The following is a 15823-nucleotide window of genomic DNA, read 5'->3' as shown; positions in this document are numbered from 1 at the left end:
GTAACAGGTAAAATCATTAAAATGATGCAAAACTTAAGAACAAAATTAGGGACATCCATATGGTCCTCACCTTACTTATATTTTTTCATTTAGTTTTTCTTAGTTAAAATTCTTTATTCAAAATATTTTTATACAGTACTATTAAATTGAACATCCTATCGAAAAATGAAATTTGGATTTATTACTTATACTAATTAAGAAATAGAATAACAAAATAGAAGGTGTAAAAATGAATGATAAGCAAATTGTAGGAGAAAAGGCAGCAGAATTTGTAAAAGATGGTATGGTCGTTGGATTAGGTACGGGATCTACAGTTTTTTATACGATAAAAAAGATTGGGCAATTAGTTAAGGAAGGACTGCATATAAAGGGTATTCCGACCTCCATTCAAACTGAAAAGCTTGCTAAAGAGGCTGGTATCCAATTAGTAAACTTTAGTGAAATTGATCAGATTGATCTTGCAATTGATGGTGCCGATGAAATTAATCCAAACTTTGAGCTAATTAAAGGTGGGGGAGGCGCACTATTAAGAGAGAAAATCATTGCGAAAGCAGCTAAAACATTTATAGTAGTTGCTGATCCAACTAAGATGGTAGAGAGATTAGGTAATTTCCGACTTCCAGTAGAAGTTATTCCATTTGGCATGGAAATGACGATGAAACATATTAAAGCAATCGGTTTAAGTCCGGAACTTCGTTTAAATGGAGCGACTCCGTTTATAACGGATAACGGAAACTATATTTTTGACTGCAGTTTACCGAATCATATTCAAACTCAAATAGTAGAAAGTAACCTCAATTTAATTCCCGGAGTGGTAGAAAACGGATTATTTGTTGGAATGACTGATCTGGTTATCACCCTAGATAAAGATAAAAATGTAGAAATATTAAATAGCGAAAAGTAAAGTTATTTGCTAGTTGTAATGAAGAGTACATACTTGCCCGTTCCCTCTATTTATTCAATAATAAAAGTAAGAGATAAAGAGTTAATGGGAAGAGGGGGATTATATGCAATTAAGAGTTTCGGCCGTTCAATATCATCTTCACACAATAAACTCCTTTGAAGAGTTTGAAAAACAAGTAGAGCATTATATTAAGACAGCAGAGGAATTTGAAGCGGAATTTATCATTTTTCCGGAATTTTTTACAACACAGCTTATGTCAATTGGTAATGAAAAAGGTGAGTCATTAACGATTCAAGATTTACCTAATTTTACTGAGGGATATCGTTCTTTATTTTTAAAGTTAGCAAAACAATACAATATGCACATTATTGGAGGAACGCATGTTATTAAAAAAGGCGATCGACTATATAATGTTGCACATTTGTTTTATCCAGATGGTCGTATTGGTGAGCAGGCGAAGCTACATATTACACCAACGGAGGTAAATGAGTGGAATATGAGTGCAGGTGACGGTCTAGAGGTTTTTGAGACTGATAAAGGAACAATTGCGATGTTGACTTGCTATGACATTGAATTCCCAGAAATCGTTCGAATGGCAAAAGCAAAAGGAGCAGATGTCATTTTCTGTCCATCATGTACAGACGATCGCCATGGTTTCCACCGAGTTCGTTATACATGTCATGCAAGAGCAATCGAAAATCAAGTATATGTTGTAAATACAGGTACAATTGGTTCTCTTCCAACTGTTGATTTTATGCGAGCAAATTTCGGTCAAGCAGTTGTAATCACTCCTAACGATATCCCATTTCCTCCAAAAGGAATTATGGTAGAAGGTGAAATGAATCAGGATATGATTGTTACAGCCGATCTTAATTTAGATTTATTATACAAAGTTCGGGAAAAAGGTTCCGTTACAACATGGCGCGACAGACGTACAGACCTTTATCCTGATTGGTAAACTTATTCTTTAATAGAAAAGAGAGGTTTAGCACATGTATCGAAAGGAATTTTTTGTTTTCGACCAGGACAAACCAGTCCCAGTGGTAATCCGTCATTATAATGAGAATGACTTTACTGATTTAATCCGTATTCAACAAGAAAGCTTCCCGCCACCATTCCCATCGGAACTATGGTGGAATGAGGAGCAACTTAAAAATCATGTAACTCTTTTTCCAGAGGGAGCGTTATGTATAGAGGTAAATGGTCAAATGGCGGGTTCGATGACAGGTCTACTTGTTCATTTTGATCCTAGCCATCCTGACCATTCATGGGAAGAGGTTACTGATCATGGTTATATTCGAAACCACAACCCAAACGGAAATACACTTTATGTCGTTGATATTGGCGTCAGACCATCCTATCGAAAATTAGGTTTAGGTAAATGGTTAATGTTTTCTATGTATGATGTTGTTGTACATCTTGGTTTGGAAAGATTGCTTGGAGGAGGCAGGATGCCAGGATATCATAAAGAGGCGAATAACTTGTCACCCGAGCAATACATAGACGGTGTATTAAAAGGGGAGCTAAAGGATCCAGTTATTAGTTTTTTACTTCGATGTGGTCGTACCCCGGTTAAGGTGGTAGCTAATTATTTAGAGGACGAAGAATCATGCAATTATGGGACTCTAATGGAATGGAAAAATCCATTTAAACATTCTAATTAAAGGGAGAGAAAGAAAATGGAATATAAAAGAATTACAAATATCAATGACCCATTATTTAAACAAATGCATCAATTAATGCAAGATGTATTTCCTCCAGAAGAAGTATTAGAATTCGATCTTTGGAAAGAGCCTTTGGAGGATCCAGGAATTCGTGTTTTTGTTGCTGTCCATGAAGAAAGAGTAGTAGGGGCTACAGAATATCGCTATTATGATGATTTTAATGTTGCCATGACTGACTTTACAATAATAGGCCAAGCTGGTTTGGGAATCGGCCCGTATTTGGCACAAAATAGATTAGTAGATTTACAGACATTAGCAACTGAAAATAATAAAAAGTTATTAGGTATGTTTGCTGAAATTTATGATCCATATCGAGTAGAACATCATGAGTTTGGCGGCGTTAAACCAATGAATCCATATGTTCGTCGAGAAGTATTAGCTCACTTAGGTTATAAGCGTCTTGATTTTGAATATATTCATCCATCATGGAACAATGACGGTGAAGCGGTAACAGGTCTAGATCTTTGTTTCCTTCCTATGGATGGGGAGATTAATGAGCTTCAATCGGACTTGATTGTAAAGTTTCTAAAGCGTTATTATACAGTATTATCAAATAAGCCAGAGTCTTGGTATTCAATGATTGAAAAGTTAGAAGAGAAAGAAAAAGTCGCATTAATCTACTTTTAAGTGAACATAAAAAAAGCTTTTCGATAAAGTCTTATAGACTTCGAGAAGCTTTTTTATATTCGATCTAATTAAACTAAAAAAGTTTTCGAACTATCCTTTAATTGAGAATTTACCATATTTTTAGTCTGCTTGTTTTTGTTTTTCTACTTTTTTATTGCTCACTGAAGTAGTATAGGATTTTGGCTTTTCGGATCCATTTATAAGTTTATAAATATAGTCAGTTGTTAGTTTATAGCTGTCTTCAAGTTTTGTCGTAATATAGCTTGCTCGTTCAAAAATAATTGAGCGTAAGTTGCTGAGTTGGTGAGAGATTCTATCCATCATTGCTTCTTGAGTATCAAGGCGATCTAAAACTCCATGTTGAAATTCCTCTTGCTGTAATAATCCATGAGCTACTTCATTTTGTTTTTCAATTAGCTTATCAAGTTGTAATGAGAGAGTTTGGTTATCAGATTCACTTTTTTCCAATCGCTTTGCTAATTCTGTATAAGCTTCATTTAAACTAATCATTTGAGTAGTCAACGTTTGTTTTTCCAGACTTTCATTTGCGTCTGATGTATTTAACCGCTGAATCATGATTCTTTCAAATTGTTCACGATCACGGTTACTCCCTATGAGACTACTTATTTGATTTTTAACATGATTCCACTGATTTGTTTGCAATTCTTCTAATTGCTCATATCGTGGCTTCAATTCAGAGATTGATTTTTCTAGACTCATGTTATTTTTTTGTTGTTCTTCCATTAGTTCAGCTAAGTAATTATGCCGAACAAGCCCTTGATTCGGTGTTTGTATTGTTTCATTATTTTTAAAGACATCAGGGTGTTCATTCTTATTAATAAATAATCCCACTACTATTTCTCCCTTTCTATATTTTTTTACTAATATTTTATGTTCAAGTACAGATGGGGGAACTTGGATATGTTTAGTTGGGCTATTGTATAGCTTAAAACGACGATTGGTTAGGAAGTTTGAAGTGTGTAATGTTCTGTCTCCCATATAAAAAATTTTAGTAAAAGAGTATTTTTGTAAATATGAAGTGGGAACTAAAGACAAATTTTAGCAATTAATCTCTTATTAAATTAATATGATAAACACAAGGATAAAGAACAGAACAATGGTCTTTAAAAGCTTTAAAAAATATTATCTGAAAATTAAGTGAATTAATATCACCAGCCTATTTTCTTTGAATAGTATGATGTAAGGTGGTGATTAATTATGGATTATGGTTTTAGTCTTGTGGATTGGATGCTATATACTTTATGGGCAGTTATTGGATTAATGATTCTTGATTTTGTTATAGCATTTATCCGTTCATTTTGGAAAGGTTCATTCGATACATCCTTTATACTAGGATATTTAAAGGATATTCTATACTTCCTTGTTCCATTGCAGTTTTTAACATCAATGTTTGGACTCGTTCCAACTCAAACTAGGTGGATTTTAATAACATTTTTTTTCATCAGTGGAATTGCAATCGTCATTAAGTACTTGAAAGACATTTTTAGTAAATTTCGATAATTATTGAAAGCTCTCTTTTAAGGAGGGCTTTTTAGTTTGAAATCAAGTTTAAAGTACTTTGTATACGGACTTAAAAGTTAATGTCAAAGAGGCTTTTTTATTTTATTTAAATGAACAAATTTATTTAGTTTTTGCATACATATATTTCTAGGCACCAATGGGCAAATTTTTTCATAGAATATTCAAAAAAATCCCCTAGAAGGAAGAATGTTTATGACAAAATATCAATGGGTTAAATGGCGAAGAGTATTAATTTGGTTAGCTGTTATTGTTTTTATTGGTGTTGTGCTTATAAAAGGGGGGCCAACATACTGGAGTGTAGCAATATCGATTGTTAGTCTTTTATTTCAGTTCGCCGTTATGATTTTCATGGCGATCATCCAATTTGTAGCAATTTTCTGGTTTCTAGCCAGAGGTCGTACTTATTGGATTTTACCTGGTGAGACTGGATCCACGTGGGATGATTATCGTGGAAACCCTGAGATTGTTGAAAATGCAAAACGAATCGTAACACTATTAAAAGGTGTTAAAACGTTTAAAGAGATGGGAGGAGAGGCAATTCGTGGATTGCTGCTTTGTGGGCCTCCAGGTACAGGAAAGTCTTATCTTGCACAGGTTATTGCGAATGAGGCCCAAGTACCTTTTGCTTATGCCTCGGCTCCAAGTTTTCAAAACATGTTCTTTGGTGTAGGGAATTTGAAAGTAATGGGAATTTACAAAAAGGCTAGAAAGTTAGCTAATATTTACGGAGCGTGTATCATTTTTATCGATGAAGTCGACGCAATTGGTATGTCTCGTCAAGGAGGGGGAGCCGGTGGTGGTGGATTGTTCGGTATGGGAATGGGTTCTGGATTATTGAATGAGCTTTTACTACAAATGGATCCTCCAAACATTGATAGTTCCAAAATAGCAAAATTTCTTCGCTCACTCGGATTACGTAAAAAGAAAGCAGAGCGCCCCGCAGTTCTGACGATTGCAGCTACAAATTTACCTGATGTACTTGATCAAGCATTACTACGACCAGGGCGTTTTGACCGAAAACTCTGGGTAGATTCTCCAGATTATGATGGTCGTATTGATGTTTTCCAATATTATCTAAAAAAGGTGAAAATCGATACAACTTTAACACCAGAGCGAGCTGCTCTTGATACGATTGGATATAGTCCAGCACAAATTAAACATATAGTGAATGAATCTGTCGTAATTGCTCATCAACGAGGTGCTGAGCTTGCAAATTACACTGACTTCCGTGATGCAATGGAAACGTATGAGTGGGGACTTAAACAACCACTAAGATCCATGAGTGAAGATGAGAAGAGAAATGTAGCGTATCATGAAGCAGGTCACGCCGTAGCTCAATATTTGTTAAAGCCACATGATCGAGTATGGAAGGTAACAATTATTCGTAGGGGTGACGCACTTGGTCTGGCTGCGACTAAGCCAACAACAGAGAGATATAATCGAAGCGACAGCGAAATACTTGCAGCAATCCAAGTTTGTTTGGCAGCAAGAGCAGTAGAAGAAGAGTTTCTCCACAAGAAATTAAACGGTGTCACATCTGATCTACAGCAAGCGACTTTACTTGGTGGTGCATATTTAGGTTTAGTTGGAATGGGCGATGAGCTATTCAGCTGGAATGCATTAGGCTCACAAGCAGAAGGCCTTAGAGCACTACGACCAAAAATTAACCTTCTTCTAAAAGATCAAATGAGCCAAGTAAAAAAACTTGTTACTGAACACGCCGATTTCGTACACTCTATTGCACAAGAGTTGCTAAAAAGAGGCGACTTAACAGGCGAAGAAATAGAAGATCTTTACGAAAGCATTTATGCACGTACGCGTCCTGAACCACCTATTGTAAAGATTGGGTCTGTTTATGAGAAAAATATTCAAGGATTGCTTAAGGATTTTGATAAATTGCCCGAAAACGATCGGAATTAGCCGAAACATTAGTACTTCCTTGATTCTATATAAAGAAAATCCATAAAGTAATTGTGAAGTGCACCCCAAATGTCAGACACAGTCTAACATTTGGAGGTGCATTTTTATGACTAAATTTACTAGTGATGAGAAATTAATTGCAGTAAAACGTTACTAAGAAGTGAATAAGTCTCAAATAGAGATTTCAGATTCTATCGGAGTAGAACATTCCGTATTACAAACATGGTTACAAAATTCTCGGCATTATGGTGAAATAGCATTTCAAAAAAGCTATCATATAATTTGCAGTTTAAACTAGCAATTGATATTTGGTTACAAAATAATTGGTCAAAAATAAATAAAAAGAGCAACTCATGTTGAGTTGCTCTTTTTTTGTAATTTAAGCAAAGTTCATGAATTGTTCGCCATACGAAGGAATTCTCAAAAGACATACTGAATAACAAAAGAAATCCCCACTATTAAAAGTATCTTTTTAAAACAAATAGCATATTGATTAACAAATCTAATACGACATACTTGTCACAAAATTTAGGAGAGTGAGTAATGAATAGTCTGTCAAAGCAAATAGGAAACGCAAGTACAATCGATGATGTAATTGAACAGCTAGATGAGATTATTTCAATGAGTAATAAAACAAAAAATAAACTAGGTTATTTTGCTTCTTTATATCGGTTGGTAACGATTAAAGTGAAAGATGGAATTTTAACTAATCAGTTCGAAGACGGAGCAAGAATGGATAGTCTGGACGTGAATTTTGCAAATTTCTATTTAAAAGCACTTAGAAACTATTTAAATGGGGAACCATTAAGTCTCAGTTGGCAATTGGCGTTTCGTCACGCTGATAAACGTCAATCTATTTTGTTACAGCATTTATTGCTTGGCATTAATGCTCATATTAATTTGGATCTAGGAGTAGCTGCTGTAAAGGTATGTCAAGGCTCTGATATTTTATCTCTTTACAATGACTTTATGAAAATAAATAGTATGTTGGCGTCACTAGTGGACGAGGTAAGGGATGACATGGATCGAATTTCGCCATGGATTGGATTTTTAGATCATGTTGACCCAAAAGCTTCAAAGGCAATAATAAACTTTAGCCTAGAGAAGTCTCGACATTATGCCTGGGATTTTGCGAAAAAGCTTTCGGCAGCCAAAGAAGATGAGTGGGAAGGGCTAATTAAAGTGCATGATCATGAGGTCGCATCGATTGGAAACATGGTCGCACGCCCAAGTAGTTGGATGCTGAAGGCTGGTTTATGGGTAATTCGTTTTCGTGAATCCGAAAATATTGAAAGAAACTTAGATCTCTTAAATCATAATCGGTTTGAAACAACATCAACAAGTGATATTCAATTGTAAGTTCAAAGTGAGTAAGTAGATTGGACAATTGATTTATAGAGATGGTTATAGGAAAAATATAAACTGCATAAATTGTATAGTTACATAGCGCAACCATGTATCATTACTTGTCTGGAAGAATGAGTAATAAGCGATATATAAAGGAGGGAATTAGGGTGGAGGAACAAAAAAAGAGTTATGGACTATTAGTTCGACCATGAGGGTTAGTTGGAACGGATGACCCCCATGGTTGGTTTGAAAAAATGCGAAAAAGCTCTCCCATTTCATTTGATCCAGATCGAAATTGTTGGGACGTATTTTGTTACAAGGATGTTCAAATGGTCTTACAAAATTTTAAGCGATTTAGTTCAAACAGAAATGGACTATTTCCAACTTTACTAGATTTAGATCCACCTACCCACCGACGATACCGTAATATTGTAAGTCAGGCATTTACTCCAAAAGCAATTCAGTCCCTTGCACCAAGAATTGAGTCACTTACAAAAGAACTATTAGCACCATTGAAAGTCAAACGTGAGATCGATATTATTACGGATATCGCTTTTCTACTCCCTGTTATTGTAATTTCCGAAATGCTTGGGGTTCCGAGTGAAGATCGGGAAATGTTTAAAGAATGGTCTAATATTGTAGTGTCTAGTGCTCAAACTCAATCACCTGATGAGATGAATGGATTAATGGCACAGCAAGGTAAAGCGTTACAGGACTTACAAACATATTTTTATCATATCGTTGAAAGAAGACGAAATGACCCTAAAAACGATCTTGTATCTACTTTAATTGCTGCAGATGTAGATGGTGAAAAATTATCTGTTGAAGAGCTATTAAACTTCTGCTTCCTTTTACTTGTTGCAGGAAATGAAACGACTACAAATCTGATTGGGAATACAATGCTTACTTTGTTTGAGCATCCAAATCTACTTGATCAACTATATAAAGATAATTCATCAATGTCAGGAGCTATAGAAGAATCTCTACGTTTTCGTTCTCCAGTTCACTGCATGAATCGATTTGTAACTGAAGATATGAATATGAATGGGATAAATCTAAAAAAGGGTCAAGAAGTAATGGCATGGATAGGCTCAGCAAATAGAGACGATACCGTTTTTAACGAACCTAATGATTTTAACATTAATCGCTCTCCAAATAATCATCTAGCATTTGGATCGGGAGTACACTTTTGTTTAGGGTCACAGCTTGCAAGGTTGGAAGCGAATATATGCATTACTGAGATGTTAAAGGCATTACCAAATATGAAGTTGGATAAAACAAAAGAGCTTAGAATTATACCTAGTACATTTGTGTATGGGTATAAAGAACTGCCAGTTATAATAGAATAAAAATTTTAAGGCAACACTCGTTTAATAGAGTGTTGTTTTTACTATTTAAAAATTAAAACTTCTACTGTAGTATATTATATAATTGTAAAGATTCGGGATTAGAAGGTTAATGATAGGTGATAAAAAATGATACATACATATTTAAACGAAACAATCAATTTTAATATAAAGTATAACAAGCGGAAATCGATCGGTATTTATATAGATGCTTATGGAAATGTTGAGGTTCAGGCTCCTAAAGATGCATCTGATAAAAGTGTCATTGAAGTTTTAGAGGCTAACTGGGAGTTGATTCTTCAAAAATCAAATGAAATGAAGGAGCGACTTCGTGGTCCAAAAGAACGGACTTATGAATTTGGTGAGACATTTCTTTATTTAGGGAATTCATATCCTATCCAAATTTCACACGATGAAAGTATTCAACAAGATCAGGTAGTTTTTGAAGGAAATAGGTTAAATATTATTGTAAAACAACTAGAGGATGAACGAATAAAACAGGCACTTAAAAGGTTTTATTATCAACAAATTAAAGCAATAGTTGAAAAGAGTATTCAGAAGTATCAAAGTAATTTTAAAGTAAAGCCGTCATCAATTCGTATTACTGATAGTAAAACAAACTGGGGGACTTGTGATTCAAAAAGACAACTAACATTTAATTGGAAATTAGCAATGGCACCTCAAAAGGTGATTGACTATGTAGTTGTTCATGAAATGTGTCATATGGTTCATATGAATCACGACAGGTCCTTTTGGCGACTTGTAGGTAAAATCATTCCAGAATATAAGGAAAGAGAAAATTGGTTAGCACGATCTAGTTGGAAAATGACTGTATAACAAATTAAAATGGGAACGACAATTGTCGTCCCATTTTTTATTTTTTGTAAAAAAAGTCTGCTAATTCCTTACTTTTAAGTCTTCTATTTTTACGGATTTTTGCGCGTTCTTCTCCGCCTTGATATAAGAATTTCTCTTCCTCAGTTTCGGGAACAATTTGTGGAACTTTAACTAAATTTCCATCTTGATCCAAGGCAACAAAAGTTAAAAAGGCTGTTGCTGCGATTTTCTCTTCACCCGTTTTTAAGTTTTCTGCAGTTACTTTAACGAATACTTCAAACGATGAGGTACCAGTCCAAGTTACATAACTTTCGAATGCGACCGAATCTTTCATCGTGATCGGGTGAAGAAAGTCCACGGAATCAGTTGAAGCAGTTACAATGGAAGATCGGCAGAATTTCATTGCTGATATACTTCCGATAATATCTAAGTCATTCATTAATTTTCCACCAAACAAAGTGTTATGACTATTTACATCATTGGGAAGAACTAAATTTGTTCTAATGACTCTTGTTTCATTACAAGTTACCATATGATTTCTCCATTCTTTAATATCTATAAATTGTACACTATTTAATAGAGAAATTAGAATGCTTATTTAAAAAAATATATGAACAATCTTACTATTGAAGGCTATTTATGAGTAAGGAATTCTTGTAGTTGGTTTTAAACATCACGTAGTAAAATTTTTATTTGTCAATGAAATTTGTGGGAAATAGCGCAAATTTAAATAAGTTTATTTCAGTCGTTTACATTGACTTTTACTTCTTAAGTCGGTATATTTATATCTTGTTGAGACGGGATAAATACTACATATGGGTGTTGGAAAGAAAGAGAACACCTATATATCGATATATGATAAAATCGATATAATCTATACGAGGAGGAACAGGTGATGATAAATACAATAATTGATGCTGAATTACCTGCGAATATACAGAAATTAAATCAAGACATAATGCATTTTCCAATGATTACACCTATTAATCCAAAGATGCATAAAACAACATTTAAAGGTGTATCTAGAACGGTTATGTTAGATCGATACGCATTTAAAGATATTAAGCTTGTTACATTAGGTGTAGGTGACCTAGTTGTACTAACATATAAGGATGATCCAAAGTTTCCTCGTCGTGGTTATGGTGAAGTAATTGCTATTGACAATAGTCAGGAAGAAGTAACTGTTCAATTAGATTCTCAGTTTGAAGACGGAGCAGTCATTACAGTTGCATTTAATAAAGTAGACAAACCACTTGAAATCTTCTACGAACAAATTGCAGACCGTGTTGCACGTGGGCTTGCATCTGCAGAAACTCCAGAAAAATTCTCCGAAGTAAAAGATATGTTTTATGAAATTTTAGCTAACAAAACTTTTGTACCAGCGGGACGTGTTTTGGCTGGTGCCGGTACAGGAGCTTCAACAACATTCTTTAACTGCTATGTAATGCCTCATATTCACGATTCTCGTGATGGGATTGGTGAACACCGTAAAAAGGTAATGGAAATTATGTCACGTGGTGGTGGCGTTGGAACAAACGGATCAACTTTACGTCCTCGTGATGCAATTGTATATAGTGTGAATGGACGCTCAAGTGGATCAGTTTCTTGGTTACATGATTTATCTGAATTAACTAATTTAGTTATTCAAGGTGGTTCAAGACGGGGTGCGCAAATGATTATGATGAACGTCAATCACCCTGATATTGTAGAGTTCATCGTATCAAAGAACCAAAATCCAAAGGTTTTACGCTATATTGCGCAAACTACAAAATCGAAATTAATTCGTGAAGAAGTAGAGCGTAAATTAAAGTTCGAGCCAATTAGTGCAACTGAAAAAGCAGCTTATGAAGCATTAATTCATATTGCAACAATTGAAGGGAAATTAAATACTCCTGAAATAGAACAGGCAAAAGAACTGCTTAATGATGGTGGTAAGTATTCAGTTCACAACCCTGAGTTTTTAACAGGTGCAAATATATCTGTTTGTTTAACGGATGATTTTATGGATGCAGTTGAAAATGATGGAGAATACAAGCTTCAATTCCCGGATTTAGAAAACTATGATGATGAAATGCGTTTAGTTTATGATCAAGAATGGCAGGAATGTGGAGATGTACGTGAATGGGTTGCGCGTGGATATGGTGTACGAACGTACCACACAATTAAAGCAAAAGAACTTTGGGATTTAATCAATGTGTGTGCAACTTATTCTGCTGAGCCAGGCATCTTCTTCTTAGATAATGCAAATAAAATGACAAACGCTGTATCGTATGGTCAAAAAGTAGTTGCAACAAACCCTTGTGGAGAGCAACCACTTGCTCCATTCTCAGTTTGTAACTTAGCGGCTGTTAACTTAGCCGAAATGACGGAAAATGGTAAAGTTAACTGGGAAAAGTTAAAGCGAACTGTCCAAATCGGAACGAGAATGCAAGATAACGTAATCGATGCAACGCCATATTTCCTAGAAGAGAATACGAAGCAAGCAAAAGGTGAACGCCGTATTGGATTAGGTGTGATGGGATTACATGATTTACTAATCCGTTGTGATCTAGTATATGGATCAGAAGCTGGCAACAAACTTGTTGATGAAATTTTTGAAGTGATTGCAACTACTGCTTATAAAACTTCAATTGAATTAGCGGAAGAAAAGGGAGAATTCCCGTTCTTATCGACTTTTGAAGATGGCCGCGAACGTTTTATTAACTCGGGCTATATGAAAAAAATGCCTGAAGAAATTCGTGAAGCTGTTTTAGAAAGTGGTATACGTAATTCGCACTTGCTAACAATTGCTCCTACGGGAAGTACTGGAACGATGATGAATGTCAGCACTGGACTTGAGCCTTATTTCAACTTCGTTTACTTCCGTTCAGGACGTTTAGGTAAATTTATTCCAGTTGTAGCTGATATCGCACTAGAATGGTTAGAAGCTAACGGATATGAAGTAACTGAAGAAAATGTTTATGAGATGATTGAACATCTTCCAGAACAATTTGTTGGAACAATGGACCTTTCGCCAGAGGCACATGCTGATGTTCAATGTATTATCCAAAGATGGATTGATTCTTCAATAAGTAAAACAGTTAATGCTCCTAAAGGTTATTCTGTTGAACAAGTAGCGAAAGTGTATGAAAGATTACACAAAGGTGGAGCAAAAGGCGGGACTGTTTATGTAGATGGTTCACGTGATGCCCAAGTACTATCGCTAACAAATGAAGAAAATGATTTAACAAATGTAGAACTAGAAACAGTTGAAAATAGAAAAGATGCAACGAACAGCGATACTGATGAAACTGCTCAAGTTAAAACAGGTAACGTAGGTGTAGAAAACGGAGACACTTGTCCAATCTGCTTAGCTGGTACTGTAGTTGAACATGGTGGTTGTAATACATGTGATAATTGCCAAGTTCAGTTGAAGTGTGGAATATAATAGTAAGGATTAAATAGCCGTAAAGAAATACCTCTTTAGATGTGATGATCTAAGGGGTATTTTTTTATGTCTTAAAGAACGAGAACATATTTAGAAAAAGTCCATCCTTATTCCTAAATGGACCATATTCTTGAAGAATAAGAGGAAATAATAGAAAATAGTATAGAGCCTAAAGTTTATTGGACAACTAAAGCTAGCAGTAACTCGCAATTGCTAATTCGAGTCTTTGGGAGAAATCATCGTTAGGATATATATTTGGATAATCTTCCACTGAATGTAACGATAAATAGGAGGAGAATAGATGAAAGCTATATCTATTTTAATAGCGGATGATGAACAGGAGATTGCTGATCTGATAGCCTTACATATAGAAAAAGAAGGATATCATGTTATTAAAGTTTCGGATGGACATGAGGCAGTTCGTGTAGTCGAGACCGGGTCGATTGATTTGTTGATATTGGATATTATGATGCCGAAAATGGATGGATATGAAGTAACTCGGCTCATTCGTGAGCGGTATAATATGCCAATAATATTTTTGAGTGCTAAAACATCTGATTTCGATAAAGTACAAGGTCTGGTCATTGGAGCAGATGATTATATAACAAAACCATTTACCCCTATTGAATTGGTTGCACGTGTGAATGCTCAATTGCGGCGCTTTATGAAGTTGAACCAACCTAAAGTAGATGATCATAAAGTTATCTTGGAATTTGGTGAAATAATGATTTCCCCTGATCAACGTACAGTTTTGCTTTTTGGTGAAAACATCGAGCTAACGCCGAAAGAGTTTGATATTTTGTATTTATTAGCCAGTCATCCAAAGAAAGTTTTTAGTGTAGAAAATATTTTTCAGCAGGTATGGGGTGATGCATACTTTGAAGGTGGTAATACAGTAATGGTACATATTCGCACCTTGCGGAAAAAACTCGGAGAAGATAAGCGAAAAAATAAATTAATCAAAACAGTTTGGGGAGTGGGGTATATATTCAATGGCTAAATTTATATACGGTTTTCGTTCCAAAATCATCGTATTATTTGGCTTAAGTATGACTCTGGCTGGTATTATAACCTATATAATTTTTAAAGGATTACAGCTTTATTATCACACGATGGTTCGTTATGGTGACCCCTTGGCCCAGCTTCGTCGATTCATACAGAGTATAGGAGACGTTAACTTCTTTTTATTTCTATTTATCCCACTTTCGATATTGTTTTTCTATTTACTCACTAAACCCTATTCTACTTATTTTAAAGAAATATCAAACGGCATTCATTATCTTGCTGGTGGCAACTTTAAACATCGGGTTTCGATCCAATCAAATGATGAGTTTGGAGATATTGCTCAAGCAATTAATCTAGCAAGTGAAAAATTAGAAGAAGCCGTACAAAGAGGCGATTTTTCAGAAAACAGTAAAGAACAGTTAGTTGTAAATTTGGCACATGATTTGCGTACTCCGCTAACTTCTGTGATAGGTTATTTAGATTTAATCCTTAAGGATGAGAAGTTAACTAAGGAACAAGTCAGACATTTTTTAACGATTGCCTTTACTAAATCTCAGCGTTTAGAAAAACTGATTGATGAATTATTTGAAATAACTAGAATGAACTATGGCATGTTACCCCTTGAAAAAATGCAAATTAATTTAAGTGATCTACTTTTTCAATTAAAAGAAGAATTGTACCCTGTTTTCGAGAAAAATAATTTGATCGCTCGAATGAATCTTCCGCCCCATTTACCTATTTTGGGTGATGGAGAGATGTTAGCTCGTGTGTTTGAAAATCTTTTAACCAATGCAAATCGTTATGGATATGATGGTCAGTTTGTAGATATTAACGGGTTTGTTGATGCGAATGAAGTGATCGTTCAGGTTATTAATTATGGAGATCGTATTCCTCAGGAGGAACTTCCATATCTCTTTGATATGTTTTATACCGGTGACAAAGCACGAACTCATCAAGAAGATAGCACGGGTCTTGGTTTATTCATTGCAAAGAATATTGTGGAGCAACATAATGGAACAATTACAGCCGAAAGTAGTATAATCCAGACTGTATTTGAAGTTCGATTACCGCAGGAAAGTATCCCAATTGACCAAGTTTAAAAGTTTCATAAAGAATTTAAGAAAAATTTAAAGTTTACCCCACT

At 35.0% G+C, this 15823-nt stretch carries 14 protein-coding genes; 12 read left to right on the top strand and 2 right to left on the bottom strand.

What is annotated here, in order from left to right; translation table 11 throughout:
* Window positions 1–229 precede the first annotated feature (229 nt).
* From rpiA to ACFVR2_RS15105, 4 genes are all read left to right on the top strand, one after another.
* The gene (gene rpiA, locus ACFVR2_RS15120; RefSeq protein WP_387363104.1) at window positions 230–904 is read left to right on the top strand and encodes a ribose-5-phosphate isomerase RpiA; all 675 of its coding nucleotides are present in this window, start codon (window positions 230–232) and stop codon (window positions 902–904) included.
* A 103-nt stretch (window positions 905–1007) separates the two neighbouring features.
* Window positions 1008–1862, top strand: a complete 855-nt coding sequence (locus tag ACFVR2_RS15115; RefSeq protein ID WP_387363101.1) for a carbon-nitrogen hydrolase family protein — start codon at window positions 1008–1010, stop codon at window positions 1860–1862.
* A 34-nt stretch (window positions 1863–1896) separates the two neighbouring features.
* A complete protein-coding gene (locus ACFVR2_RS15110) occupies window positions 1897–2568 on the top strand; it encodes a GNAT family N-acetyltransferase (RefSeq protein WP_387363098.1) in 672 nt (223 codons plus the stop codon).
* Window positions 2569–2583: 15 nt separating this feature from the next.
* Window positions 2584–3255 carry a GNAT family N-acetyltransferase gene (locus tag ACFVR2_RS15105; protein ID WP_387363095.1) on the top strand — a complete coding sequence of 224 codons (672 nt, stop codon included), beginning with the start codon at window positions 2584–2586 and terminating at the stop codon, window positions 3253–3255.
* Window positions 3256–3375: 120 nt separating this feature from the next.
* On the opposite strand, the gene ACFVR2_RS15100 is transcribed toward ACFVR2_RS15105, so the two are convergent.
* Complete coding sequence (locus tag ACFVR2_RS15100; RefSeq protein ID WP_387363092.1) at window positions 3376–4107, bottom strand: hypothetical protein; 732 nt, start codon at window positions 4105–4107, stop codon at window positions 3376–3378.
* 366 nt (window positions 4108–4473) lie between these two features.
* On the opposite strand from ACFVR2_RS15100, the gene ACFVR2_RS15095 reads away from it, so the two are divergent.
* From ACFVR2_RS15095 to ACFVR2_RS15075, 5 genes are all read left to right on the top strand, one after another.
* On the top strand, window positions 4474–4776 hold the full coding sequence (locus ACFVR2_RS15095; protein WP_387363089.1) for a hypothetical protein: 303 nt from the start codon (window positions 4474–4476) through the stop codon (window positions 4774–4776).
* Window positions 4777–4989: 213 nt separating this feature from the next.
* Window positions 4990–6717 carry an AAA family ATPase gene (locus ACFVR2_RS15090; protein WP_387363086.1) on the top strand — a complete coding sequence of 576 codons (1728 nt, stop codon included), beginning with the start codon at window positions 4990–4992 and terminating at the stop codon, window positions 6715–6717.
* A gap of 543 nt (window positions 6718–7260) precedes the next feature.
* Window positions 7261–8076 (top strand): DUF5995 family protein, encoded by an 816-nt coding sequence (locus ACFVR2_RS15085; RefSeq protein WP_387363083.1) that lies wholly within the window; start codon window positions 7261–7263, stop codon window positions 8074–8076.
* A gap of 317 nt (window positions 8077–8393) precedes the next feature.
* Entirely contained in the window at window positions 8394–9413 is a 1020-nt protein-coding gene (locus ACFVR2_RS15080) for a cytochrome P450 (protein WP_387363081.1), read from the top strand.
* Between the two features lie 126 nt (window positions 9414–9539).
* A complete protein-coding gene (locus ACFVR2_RS15075; protein ID WP_387363078.1) occupies window positions 9540–10247 on the top strand; it encodes a M48 family metallopeptidase in 708 nt (235 codons plus the stop codon).
* A 37-nt stretch (window positions 10248–10284) separates the two neighbouring features.
* Here the strand turns inward: ACFVR2_RS15075 and ACFVR2_RS15070 are convergent, their stop codons facing one another.
* Window positions 10285–10779, bottom strand: coding sequence for an acyl-CoA thioesterase (locus tag ACFVR2_RS15070; protein ID WP_056468078.1), 495 nt, complete (start codon window positions 10777–10779; stop codon window positions 10285–10287).
* A 363-nt stretch (window positions 10780–11142) separates the two neighbouring features.
* Here ACFVR2_RS15070 and ACFVR2_RS15065 point away from each other — a divergent pair, with 363 nt between their 5' ends.
* From ACFVR2_RS15065 to ACFVR2_RS15055, 3 genes are all read left to right on the top strand, one after another.
* Entirely contained in the window at window positions 11143–13674 is a 2532-nt protein-coding gene (locus tag ACFVR2_RS15065; RefSeq protein ID WP_387363075.1) for a vitamin B12-dependent ribonucleotide reductase, read from the top strand.
* Window positions 13675–13975: 301 nt separating this feature from the next.
* Entirely contained in the window at window positions 13976–14674 is a 699-nt protein-coding gene (gene vanR, locus ACFVR2_RS15060) for a vancomycin resistance response regulator transcription factor, VanR-F/VanR-M family (protein ID WP_387363072.1), read from the top strand.
* Window positions 14667–15779: a HAMP domain-containing sensor histidine kinase gene (locus ACFVR2_RS15055; RefSeq protein ID WP_387363069.1), complete on the top strand. Its 1113-nt coding sequence runs from the start codon at window positions 14667–14669 to the stop codon at window positions 15777–15779. Before vanR ends, ACFVR2_RS15055 begins: the two co-directional genes overlap by 8 nt.
* Window positions 15780–15823: the final 44 nt, after the last annotated feature.

This window comes from Gottfriedia sp. NPDC057991 (genome assembly GCF_042886615.1).
In the GTDB taxonomy this organism is placed as follows: Bacteria; Bacillota; Bacilli; order Bacillales; family Bacillaceae_G; genus Gottfriedia.
Note: the sequence above shows the minus strand (reverse complement) of the source record. Positions and strands in the feature narration are given on the sequence as shown.